We start from the raw sequence: 10,875 nt of genomic DNA, 5'->3' as shown, positions 1-10,875 counted from the left end.
GTCAGCCGTGCTGCTCGGCCGCCAGGACGGGCACGAGCCGTCGCATCGGTTCGGCCCCGCCCAATACTTCGACCTCGTAGAGCCCGGCCCGGCAGGCAGGGCAGGTCGTGGTCCAGTTGCCCGGTGTCTCGGGCGTTTCCTTCAGGGCGAGATGGTGGACCACGTCGAGCCCACTGACTTCGCGGACTGTGCACTGAAGGTCGGCGCCGGGCTCGACGCCCTCCACCTCGATGTCGAACGGCACGTCGGGGTCGGCCCATTCGGGTGTGTTGAGTCCGAACTCTCCCGCTCCGAGCATTTCGCCCAGCTCGGCGCTGTGACGCAGTCCGCGCAGCAGGCCGCAGGCCAGGTCGATGACGCTCTCGCTGCGGGCGAGGGCGCTGTGTTCCTGGTAGACGTGGACGGGCCGAGCGTCGGAGCCCGGCAGGTGCGCGGCGAACTGGTAGACGGTGCCGTCGCCCTTGCGGTCCTCGTGCCGAGGCCTTCCCGCGGCGTCCACCACCACCCGTCCCCCGTGTCGCCGGAACATGTACCGCTGCGCGAAGGCGGCGCCGGCGTCCAGGCGGTAGCTCTGCCAGGTCCGCTGTCCCATGCCGACGACCATGACGTGGTCGGGCAAGAGAGTGTCTTGCCGACTTGACCGCCAGTCCACGGTGGCCTGCGCCAGATCGCGCCGACCGCCCAGTGCCACGATGTCGTCGACTTCCGGAACCCGCATGTCGGCGCCTTCCGCGCAGGCGCGATAGCCGGGCAGCAGGTCGTACAGTCCCGGCATGCTGGGGGTCACCTCGCGCAGCACGTCGGGCGGCAGCAGGAGCGGAGCGCCCTTGCCCGAGTTGAGCATCACGGAGGCCTTCACCGAACCCCCGAAGGGAGTGCCGACGGTCATCACCGTGCGGACGTCTCTGCGCAGATCGCCACGGTGTAGGACCTCGCGGGCGAGGAGCCCGCCCATCGAGTGGGCGACGAACACCAGCTGCGCCGGACCGGCTTCGGGATGGTCGGAGAGGTGACGGCGGTGGGCGCCGTGGTTGCGCCAGGCCTCAAGGTGACGGCGGGCCTCGTGGGCGAGCAGGGCACCGTTGTGCTCTACGGACAGCCGCCAGTCGTAAGGGAAAGCGACGACCGCCGTCCGGTGCAGGGCGGCGCGCTTCAGCCGGGAGACCAGGGTGTTGTACGGCTGGGCGACGCCGAGTCCCGGCAGCCAGTCGGCGAAGTTGAGGACGCCGGTCGCCTCGACACGTCCGGTCCGTCCGGCGCGCTCGGAGTCTGTGACAGCGAGATCACGTAAGCGCCGGGCATGGGTGCGGGCCGAGTACTGAAAGAGACGTCCGACCCCCCACAACGGTGTGTCGTTCTCCACGTCTCTCAGCGCGCTGCCCATGATGCCGGGTACGACCACCACGGCGTCGTGGAGCAGCCGCTCAGGCGTACGTTGCCTGCTCATTTCTTCATCCCCCCGAGCCTCACCGACTGCTGTTGCACTCATCCCGCTCAGCATCAATAAGGGCCAGGACGTTAGCACGGCAGGCCTCGACGCAAACTGGCTTCAACAGAAAAATACCCACAATGGGCGATGAGTTCTCCTGGCCTCCGGCCTACCGGGAATCCCGTGGAGTTCCATTGGCTTGCGCAGAACGACGACTGGACCGGTCGCGGGTATTCGGCCGGCCGACGCAAGCAAGCGGACATCCGAGGGGGCGTCGAGGCCCCGCCCAGCCCTATTCCCTCCCCGCCGAAACAGGTGTGCCCTCAGCGTGCCCTGGCCGCTGGCCAGCTACCATCGACATACTGCTAGGGGGGAGCTCGAAGCCCCGCCCAATCCGCAGGAAACCCCAGCTCAGGGCCACACAAGGCAATAAGGCTGATGCCCCGCCTCATGCAACCGATGGCTGAAGTCCTGCCACTCGTGCAGCAGCTGGTACACGTTGAACGCGTCCCGGGGGCCGCCCCGGTCCGGGACGGTCGACCAGATGAAGGCGGCCGCGCCGACCGCTTCCTCGCCGATGCCGCGCAGCGGGTCCACGACGGTCATGGGGAGTTTCACGACGGCGTAGTCGGGGTGGAGGACGACCAGTTCCAGGGGCGGCACCTTGTGCAGGGGGACGCCCTCGATGCCGGTGAGGACCATCGCGGCCATCGTCTCCGGCTTGATCTTGGTGAACATGCCGTTCATGCCGAGTTCGTCGCCGCCGAGTTCTTCGGGGCGCATCGAGATCGGGACACGTGCCGCCGTGGCGCCGTCCGGCGCGCCGAAGTATTTGTACGTCACCCCCACTCGGCCACCATTCCCGCTCCCGGCCCTCAGCCGATCGACCCCGCGGTCGCTCCGCTCGGGCTCACCTTGCGCTCCCGGAGATAGCTGGGATCCCTGCGATCCCTGGGTCCTGCGTGCCTCGGCCGCTTCCTCCGCTTCGCGCCGGTGCCTTCCCCGCCGGGCACGCCGGGGCCCGAGGTCGTCGGTCCCCTCGCCCAGTCCGCCACCGCGATGCATATCTCCACCCGACTGCTTTTCTAAGGCGCGCGACCCCCGCCACGCAACCCGATCATCGTGACAGTGACCTCCCCCACGGCCGCACGCCGAAACGTGCGCTGAAACACTGTTCCGCGGGATCTTCGCGGCCTCTGAACACCACCGTTCCTGTGAGCTGTCCCTGCCGGGCCCCAGTTTTGCAGATGGCCGGGGGCGCCGCCCCGTCCTCCTGCCGGGCACCGGCCCGCCGGATCCCCGCGATTCCGGGACCTTGCGTACCTGCAACGTACGCGGTCCCGTCCGGCTTCCCGGGAGGGGGAGCCGTCGGGGGACGCCTACGAGAAGCCGTACGTCGTGCCGGGTTCGCGCGTTCATGCCCGCGTGCTCTTCCCCTCACGGCCGCCCTCGGACCCTGGCCTACCCTGAGGAGGTCACTAGCCCCCCGGAGTCGGAGACGTCGCAGGTCATGACCGAACTGCCCTATCCCTACGAAGCACCGGCCTCGCAGGCCCTATTCGACCGTGCGGCGGCCGTCACGCCCGGTGGCGTGAACTCTCCCGTGCGGGCCTTCCGCGCCGTGGGCGGTACGCCCCGGTTCATGGTGTCCGGTGCGGGTCCGTACCTCACGGACGCCGACGGTCGTGAGTACGTCGACCTCGTCTGTTCCTGGGGGCCGATGATTCTCGGACACTCTCGGCCCGAGGTCATCGCGGCGGTCCAGGAAGCCGTCTCCCGCGGCACGTCCTTCGGTACTCCCGGTGAGGGCGAGGTCGCGCTCGCCGAGGAGATCGTCGCGCGCGTCGAGCCCGTCGAGCAGGTCCGGCTCGTCTCCAGCGGCACCGAGGCGACCATGTCGGCGATCCGGCTCGCCCGCGGGTTCACCCGGCGCTCCAAGGTGATCAAGTTCGCCGGCTGCTACCACGGGCACGTCGACTCGCTGCTCGCCGCGGCGGGCTCGGGCGTCGCCACCTTCGCGCTCCCCGACACCCCGGGCGTCACCGGCGCCCAGGCCGGCGACACGATCGTCCTCCCGTACAACGACCTCGAAGCGGTGAACGCCGCCTTCCACGCGCACCCCGGCGAGATCGCCTGTGTGATCACCGAGGCCTCGCCCGGGAACATGGGCGTCGTGCCGCCCCGGCCCGGCTTCAACCAGGGCCTCAAGGACGCCTGCGCGAAGAACGGCGCCCTGTTCATCTCCGACGAGGTCATGACCGGCTTCCGCACGAGCAGGGCCGGCTGGTACGGGGTCGACGGCGTGCGTCCCGACCTCATGACGTTCGGCAAGGTGATGGGTGGCGGCTTCCCCGCCGCGGCCTTCGGCGGCCGTGCCGACGTGATGGCGCACCTCGCGCCGGCCGGGCCGGTCTACCAGGCGGGCACGCTGTCCGGGAACCCGGTCGCCACCGCCGCCGGTCTCGCGCAGCTGCGACTGCTCGACGACGCCGCCTACGAGAAGATCGACGCGGTCTCCGAGCAGATCCGGACGCTGGTGTCCGAGGCGCTGGCCAAGGAGGGCGTCGCGCACCGGCTGCAGAGCGCCTCCAACATGTTCTCCGTCTTCTTCACCGGGCGGGAGGTGCGTGACTACGAGGACGCGAAGGCGCAGGAGTCCTTCCGGTACACCGCCTTCTTCCACTCGATGCTGGCGCAGGGCGTGTACCTGCCGCCGTCCTCCTTCGAGTCGTGGTTCGTGTCGACGGCGCACGACGAGCAGGCGGTTCAGCGGATCGCCGACGCCCTTCCGGCGGCGGCGCGGGCAGCGGCGGAGGCCAGTGCATGAGTGACAACGGCAACACCACGGACATCACCGTCGTCCACCTGATGCGGCACGGCGAGGTCGCCAACCCCGACGGGGTGCTGTACGGGCGGCTGCCCGGCTATCACCTGTCCGAACTGGGGCGGAAGATGGCCGACCGGGTCGCCGACCACCTGGCGTCCCGCGATGTCACCCACGTCGTCGCCTCGCCCCTGGAGCGGGCGCAGGAGACGGCGACCCCGATCGCGAAGGCGCACGGGCTCGACCTCGCGACCGACGGGCGGCTCATCGAGGCCGACAACGTCTTCCAGGGCAAGACCTTCGGTGTCGGGGACGGTGCGCTGCGGCGACCGGAGAACTGGAAGCACCTGGTCAATCCGTTCAAGCCGTCCTGGGGCGAGCCGTACGTCGACCAGGTGGTCCGGATGATGGGCGCGCTGGACGCGGCCAAGGACGCGGCGCGCGGGCACGAGGCGGTGCTGGTCAGCCACCAGCTGCCGATCTGGATCGTGCGCAGCCATGTCGAGCGGCGGCGGCTGTGGCACGACCCGCGCAAGCGGCAGTGCACGCTCGCGTCCCTGACGACGTTCACCTACCGGGGCGACAAGATCGTTTCCGTCGGCTACACCGAGCCCGCCCGGGACCTCGTGCCGGCGCATCTCCTCGCGGGCGCGAAGCCGGTGAAGGGCGCGGGCAAGGCGTTCGGCGCCTGACGGGTCGTCGTCTCCCCAGGCTGTCCTGCCATATGAGCGTATCTTCGTAAAATCATACAAATATGTGCGTGTGGGACTGAACCCCCGTCTTCGTCGTGCCCTCTCATGGAGTGCCAGCTGAGAGCCAGCTGAGAGGGCGCGATGAAATGGGGACCGCATGCGGGACATCAGCCGGAGGGGAATGATCGGCCTCGGGGCAGGTGCCGCGGCCGGTCTGGGACTGGCCGCGTGCGGTACCGCCTCGCAGGACGCTCCGGGTGGGGGCGGCGGTTCCCGGGGCGACGGACACCCCGGCGCCCCGAGGCAGGCCGCCAAGCCGATCGGCGACGGCTCCACCGCCTTCACCGGCGAGCAGCCGGGCCGGCCGGACCGGCCGGAGCCCCTGGAGCCCGGTGAGACCCCGCCGCAGTTCGTGGTCTTCTCCTGGGACGGCGCGGGCGAGGTCGGCACCGGCCTCTTCGACCGCTTCCTCGGACTCGCCGAGAAGTACGACGCCCGGATGACGTTCTTCCTCTCCGGGCTGTACCTGCTGCCCGAGTCGAAGAAGCGCATGTACGACCCGCCGAACAACGTCAGGGGCGCCTCGGACATCGGCTACCTCACCGACGACCACATCAGGCAGACGCTGAAGCTCGTCCGCCGCGCCTGGCTCGCCGGCCACGAGATCGGCACCCACTTCAACGGCCACTTCTGCGCCGGCTCCGGTTCGGTCGCCGACTGGACCCCCTCCCAGTGGCGCAGCGAGATCGAACAGGCCAAGTCCTTCGTGAAGGAGTGGCGGACCAACACGGGCTGGACCGATCTGCCCGCGCTGCCCTTCGACTACGACAAGGAACTCGTCGGCGGCCGCACCCCGTGCCTGCTCGGCCAGGAGAACCTGCTGCCCACCGCGCGAAGGCTCGGCTGGCGCTACGACGCCTCCTCGCCCGGCGGCCGCCAGCGCTGGCCGCGGAAGAACCAGGGCCTGTGGGACCTGCCCCTCCAGGAGATGCCCTTCCCGGGGCACACCTTCGAGGTCCTCTCGATGGACTACAACATCCTCGCCAACCAGTCGGTCAACACGACCAGGGCCCCGTCGTACAACTACCCGGCCTGGCGCACCCAGGCCGCCCAGTCCTACATCTCCGGGTTCCAGCGGGCCTACGAGACCAACCGCGCCCCGTTCTTCATCGGCAACCACTTCGAGGAGTGGAACGGCGGCATCTACATGGACGCCGTCGAGCAGGCCTTCACGTACGTCGCCCGGCAGCGGGAGGACGGCGCGGACGTCCGCATGGTCTCCTTCCGGGACTTCGCGGACTGGCTGGACGTGCAGCGCCCCGAGGTCCTCGCCAGGCTCCGGTCGTTGGAGGTGGGGGAGCGGCCGGCGGGCGGCTGGAAGACGTTCCTGCGGGACGTCGGCAAGGATTCGGGCCGGGGCTCCGGGGCTGACGCGGACAGCGGCACCTGAAACGGTGCAGGGCGGGGCAATCCACCCGTGCGGGTGCGGGCATCCGCACGGGCGTCGACGAGGAGCCCGAAAGGCCGCCTGATATGCGGGTTTCCGCCCGCAAGGGGGGTGCGGAAGATCCCCGAAACGGGCATGCGAAACTTTTCACATGAGTGCCGCCTGCCGCGCCGACCAGCGCCCGAACCGCACCCGTAGCCGCGTCGCCCTGCTCGCCGCCGGGGCCGCCGTCGCCGCGCTCGTCCTGTCCGCGTGCACCTCCGGAGGCACGTCGGGAGGAGCGGGCAACACCAACTTCGTCGCCGGCAAGAACGGCGTCGACACCGCCGCCAAGGGTCACCGGAGCGCGATCCCGGACCTGTCGGGCAAGACCATCGACGGCAAGCAGCTCGACGTCCGCGACTTCAAGGGCAAGGTCGTCGTCCTCAACGTCTGGGGCTCCTGGTGCGGACCGTGCCGGGCCGAGGCCGCCAACTTCGAGCGGGTCTACCAGGACACCAAGGACCAGGGCGTGCAGTTCGTGGGCATCAACACCCGCGACTCCAGCACCGCCCCGGCCCTCGCCTTCGAGAAGGAACACGGCGTCAGCTACCCGAGCCTGTACGACCCCACGGGCAAGCTGATGCTCCGCTTCAAGAAGGGCACGCTCAACCCGCAGCTGATCCCCTCCACCCTGGTCATCGACCGCGAGGGCAAGGTCGCGGCCCGGACGCTCCAGGCGCTCAGCGAGGACAACCTGCGCAAGATGCTCGACCCCGTGCTCGCGGAGAAGTGACCTGACGTGTCCCTCCTCGCCATGTCCCTGGCCGAGTCCACCGGCAGGAACGAGACGGTCTACAGCGGCGCGCTGCTGCTCGCCTTCCCGATCGCCGTGGTCGGGGGGCTCGTCTCCTTCTTCTCCCCGTGCGTGCTGCCCCTGGTCCCCGGCTACCTCTCCTACGTCACCGGGGTCAGCGGCACCGACCTCGCGGAGGCCAGACGCGGACGCATGGCGGTCGGCGCGAGCCTGTTCGTGCTGGGCTTCACCGTCGTGTTCGTGTCCGGCGGCGCGCTCTTCGGCTACTTCGGCTCGACCCTGCACGAGTACCAGGCGGCCCTGTCCAAGGTGCTCGGCGCGCTCATGGTCCTCATGGGCGTGTTCTTCCTGGGCGGCATGCCCTTCCTGACACAGCGCGAATTCCGCTTCCACAAGCGGCCGGTGACCGGTCTCGCGGGAGCGCCGCTGCTCGGCGCGCTCTTCGGGATCGGCTGGACCCCCTGCCTCGGCCCGACCCTCTCCTCCGTGCAGATCCTCGCCGCGAACCAGGCGAGCGCCGGACGGGGCGCCATACTGACCGTCGCGTACTGCCTCGGGCTCGGCATCCCCTTCGTCCTGGCCGCGGTCGCCTTCCGCAAGGCGCTCGGCGCCTTCGGCTGGGTCAAGCGGCACTACACGTGGGTGATGCGGATCGGCGGCGGAATGATGATCGTGACCGGCCTGCTCCTGCTCACCGGTGCGTGGGACAGCATCGTGCAGCAGATGCAAACCTGGTCCGACGGCTTCACGGTAGGGATCTGACCCATGAGCACCACTGACACCGGCAAGACGACGGAACCGGACGCGGCGGGCGAACTCGGCGCGGCCGGCTCGCAGCTGTCCACCGCGCCCGTGGAGACGGCGATGCCCGGCTCCTTCGGCGGTTCGCGGGCGCCCGGCGCCATCGGCTGGATCACCTGGACCGGACGCGAGGTCGTCGGCTGGACCCGCTGGTTCTGGCGGCAGCTGACCTCGATGCGGGTCGCGCTGATCCTGCTCTTCCTGCTGTCGCTCGGCGCGATCCCCGGCTCGCTGATCCCGCAGTCCGGGACCGACGCGCAGAAGGTGGCCGCCTTCAAGGACCGGCACAGCCTGCTGGGACCGGTCTACGACAAGCTCGGGCTGTTCCACGTGTACAGCTCGGTGTGGTTCTCGGCGATCTACATCCTGCTGTTCGTCTCGCTCATCGGCTGCATCGTGCCGCGCACCTGGCAGTTCGTCGGACAGCTGCGGGGCCGCCCGCCGGGCGCCCCGAAGCGGCTGACCCGGCTTCCCGCGTACGCGACGTGGCGTACCGAGGCCGCGCCCGAGGAGGTCCGCGAGGCCGCGCTCAAGGTGCTCAAGCAGCGGCGGTTCCGCGCCCACCTCGACGGCGACGCCGTGGCGGCCGAGAAGGGCTATCTGCGCGAGACCGGCAACCTGCTCTTCCACATCGCGCTCGTCGTGATGCTCGTCGCCTTCGCCTGGGGCCAGCTCTTCAAGTCCGAGGGCAACAAGCTGATCGTCGAGGGCGACGGCTTCTCCAACACGCTGCTCCAGTACGACGACTTCAAGTCGGGCAATCTCTTCAGCAGCGACGACCTGACGCCGTTCAGCTTCGACCTGAAGAGCTTCACCGGCACCTACGAGCGGACCGGGCCCAACAAGGGCACCCCGCGCACCTTCCAGGCGGAGGTCAGCTACAGCGAGGGCGCGTACGGCAAGCCGAAGAAGAAGACCATCAAGGTCAACGAGCCGCTGGAGATCGGCGACTCGAAGGTCTACCTGGTCAGCCACGGCTACGCGCCCGTCGTCACCGTCCGGGACGGCAAGGGCGAGGTCGTCTTCCACCAGCCCGTGCCGCTGCTGCCGCAGGACGGGAACGTCACCTCGGTCGGCGCGATCAAGGTGATGGACGGCTACCGGAACGCGCAGGGCCGCAGCGAGCAGCTCGGCTTCTCCGCCGTCTTCGTGCCGACGTTCGCCGGTGCCGGCAAGGGCACCATGTTCTCCCAGTTCCCCGCGCTGGACTTCCCCGTGCTGGCGCTGAACGCCTACCACGGCAGCCTCGGGGTCGACTCGGGCCTGCCGCAGAACGTGTACCAGCTCGAGACCTCCAAGATGAAGCAGTTCAAGGACGCGAAGGGCGGCATCCTCAAGGCGAGGCTGCTGCCCGGCGAAACCATGAAGCTGCCCGACGGCGCCGGCTCGATCACCTTCGACAAGGGGATCAAGGAGTGGGCGGGCTTCCAGATCACCCAGCAGCCCGGCAGCGACTGGGCGCTGGTGGGAGCCTTCGTCGCGATCTTCGGCCTCGCCGGATCCCTGTTCATCCAGCGCCGCCGCGTCTGGGTGCGGGCCACCACCGGTACCGACGGCGTCACCGTTGTCGAGATGGCGGGCCTCGGCCGCAGCGAGTCCGCGAAGCTCCCCGAGGAGCTCGGCGACCTCGCCGCGCTCGTGCACGAACAGGCGCCCAGCGCCCCCGAACCCGGCCCGGACACGCCCGGGTCCGACCAGGACACCCCCGACCCGCACGCCGTATCTGCCGCCGAAGGGGCTGAGAAGCAGTGACTCTCGCCACCGCCACCAACGAACACCTCGCTCACATCAGCAACGTGCTGATCTACTCCTCGATGGCCGTCTACACCCTGGCCTTCTTCGCGCACATCGCCGAGTGGCTCTTCGGCAGCCGCAGCAAGGTCGCCCGCACCGCGCAGGCGCTCACCGCGAAGGGCGAGCAGGGCGCGGGCGCCGCGACCGCCCCCGCGGTCACCGTGCAGACGGCCGGCGGCACCGCCGTGCTGGAGCGGCCGAAGGTCGTCACCCGCTCCGCGGCCGGTGCCCGCGACGTGCCCGACGGGCCCGGCGCGCACGGCGGCGACGAGCAGGGCGACCTCTACGGCCGGATCGCGGTGTCCCTCACGGTGCTCGCCTGGGCCGTCGAGGCCGCCGGTGTGCTCTCCCGAGCCCTGTCGGTGCAGCGCGCGCCGTGGGGCAACATGTACGAGTTCAACATCACCTTCTCCACGGTCGCGGTGGGCGTGTACCTCGCGCTGCTGGCCCTGAAGAAGAACGTGCGCTGGATGGGCCTCTTCCTGGTCACCACGGTCCTGCTCGACCTCGGTCTCGCCGTCACCGTCCTGTACACGGCGAGCGACCAGCTGGTCCCGGCCCTGCACTCGTACTGGCTGTACATCCACGTCTCGACCGCGATCCTGTGCGGCGCCGTCTTCTACGTAGGTGCCGTCGGCACGCTGCTCTACCTGTTCAAGGACTCGTACGAGAACAAGCTGGCCGGCGGCGGGAAGCCCGGCCGCTTCGCGACCTCCGTGCTGGAGCGGCTGCCCGCCTCGGCCTCGCTCGACAAGTTCTCCTACCGCGTGAACGCCGCCGTCTTCCCGCTGTGGACCTTCACGATCATCGCGGGCGCCATCTGGGCGGGCGACGCCTGGGGCCGCTACTGGGGCTGGGACCCCAAGGAGACGTGGGCGTTCATCACCTGGGTCGCCTACGCCTGCTACCTGCACGCCCGTGCGACGGCCGGCTGGAAGGGCCGCAAGGCGGCGTACATCGCCCTGATCGCCTTCGCCTGCTGGCTGTTCAACTACTACGGCGTGAACATCTTCGTGAGCGGCAAGCACTCCTACGCGGGCGTCTAGCCGGCGTCGCCCGGCCGGCCGTCCCGAAGCGGCCGACCGGGCACCC

General features: G+C 69.8%; 9 protein-coding genes. 7 read left to right on the top strand and 2 right to left on the bottom strand.

Annotation, left to right across the window (positions count from 1 at the left end):
* Position 1: 1 nt before the first annotated feature.
* Both ACZ4IF_RS36300 and ACZ4IF_RS36295 read right to left on the bottom strand, forming a co-directional pair.
* Positions 2 to 1,447, bottom strand: coding sequence for a lipase family alpha/beta hydrolase (locus ACZ4IF_RS36300; RefSeq protein ID WP_467570866.1), 1,446 nt, complete (start codon positions 1,445 to 1,447; stop codon positions 2 to 4).
* A gap of 393 nt (positions 1,448 to 1,840) precedes the next feature.
* Positions 1,841 to 2,494: a hypothetical protein gene (locus ACZ4IF_RS36295; RefSeq protein ID WP_179332520.1), complete on the bottom strand. Its 654-nt coding sequence runs from the start codon at positions 2,492 to 2,494 to the stop codon at positions 1,841 to 1,843.
* A gap of 445 nt (positions 2,495 to 2,939) precedes the next feature.
* On the opposite strand from ACZ4IF_RS36295, the gene hemL reads away from it, so the two are divergent.
* From hemL to ccsB, 7 genes are all read left to right on the top strand, one after another.
* Positions 2,940 to 4,256, top strand: coding sequence for a glutamate-1-semialdehyde 2,1-aminomutase (hemL, locus tag ACZ4IF_RS36290; RefSeq protein WP_359503624.1), 1,317 nt, complete (start codon positions 2,940 to 2,942; stop codon positions 4,254 to 4,256).
* Positions 4,253 to 4,945 carry a histidine phosphatase family protein gene (locus ACZ4IF_RS36285; protein ID WP_359503622.1) on the top strand — a complete coding sequence of 231 codons (693 nt, stop codon included), beginning with the start codon at positions 4,253 to 4,255 and terminating at the stop codon, positions 4,943 to 4,945. Before hemL ends, ACZ4IF_RS36285 begins: the two co-directional genes overlap by 4 nt.
* A gap of 157 nt (positions 4,946 to 5,102) precedes the next feature.
* Positions 5,103 to 6,395 carry a polysaccharide deacetylase family protein gene (locus tag ACZ4IF_RS36280; RefSeq protein ID WP_467570862.1) on the top strand — a complete coding sequence of 431 codons (1,293 nt, stop codon included), beginning with the start codon at positions 5,103 to 5,105 and terminating at the stop codon, positions 6,393 to 6,395.
* A 148-nt stretch (positions 6,396 to 6,543) separates the two neighbouring features.
* On the top strand, positions 6,544 to 7,167 hold the full coding sequence (locus tag ACZ4IF_RS36275; protein WP_467570860.1) for a TlpA family protein disulfide reductase: 624 nt from the start codon (positions 6,544 to 6,546) through the stop codon (positions 7,165 to 7,167).
* 21 nt (positions 7,168 to 7,188) lie between these two features.
* Positions 7,189 to 7,950 (top strand): cytochrome c biogenesis CcdA family protein, encoded by a 762-nt coding sequence (locus ACZ4IF_RS36270; protein ID WP_359503657.1) that lies wholly within the window; start codon positions 7,189 to 7,191, stop codon positions 7,948 to 7,950.
* A gap of 3 nt (positions 7,951 to 7,953) precedes the next feature.
* Positions 7,954 to 9,741, top strand: a complete 1,788-nt coding sequence (gene resB, locus ACZ4IF_RS36265) for a cytochrome c biogenesis protein ResB (protein ID WP_467570857.1) — start codon at positions 7,954 to 7,956, stop codon at positions 9,739 to 9,741.
* Entirely contained in the window at positions 9,738 to 10,829 is a 1,092-nt protein-coding gene (gene ccsB, locus ACZ4IF_RS36260) for a c-type cytochrome biogenesis protein CcsB (protein ID WP_028805052.1), read from the top strand. Before resB ends, ccsB begins: the two co-directional genes overlap by 4 nt.
* The last annotated feature ends 46 nt before the right edge of the window (positions 10,830 to 10,875 follow it).

Source organism: Streptomyces sp. NPDC025784 (genome assembly GCF_055558435.1).
This window is presented reverse-complemented; position numbering and strand designations above follow the sequence as displayed.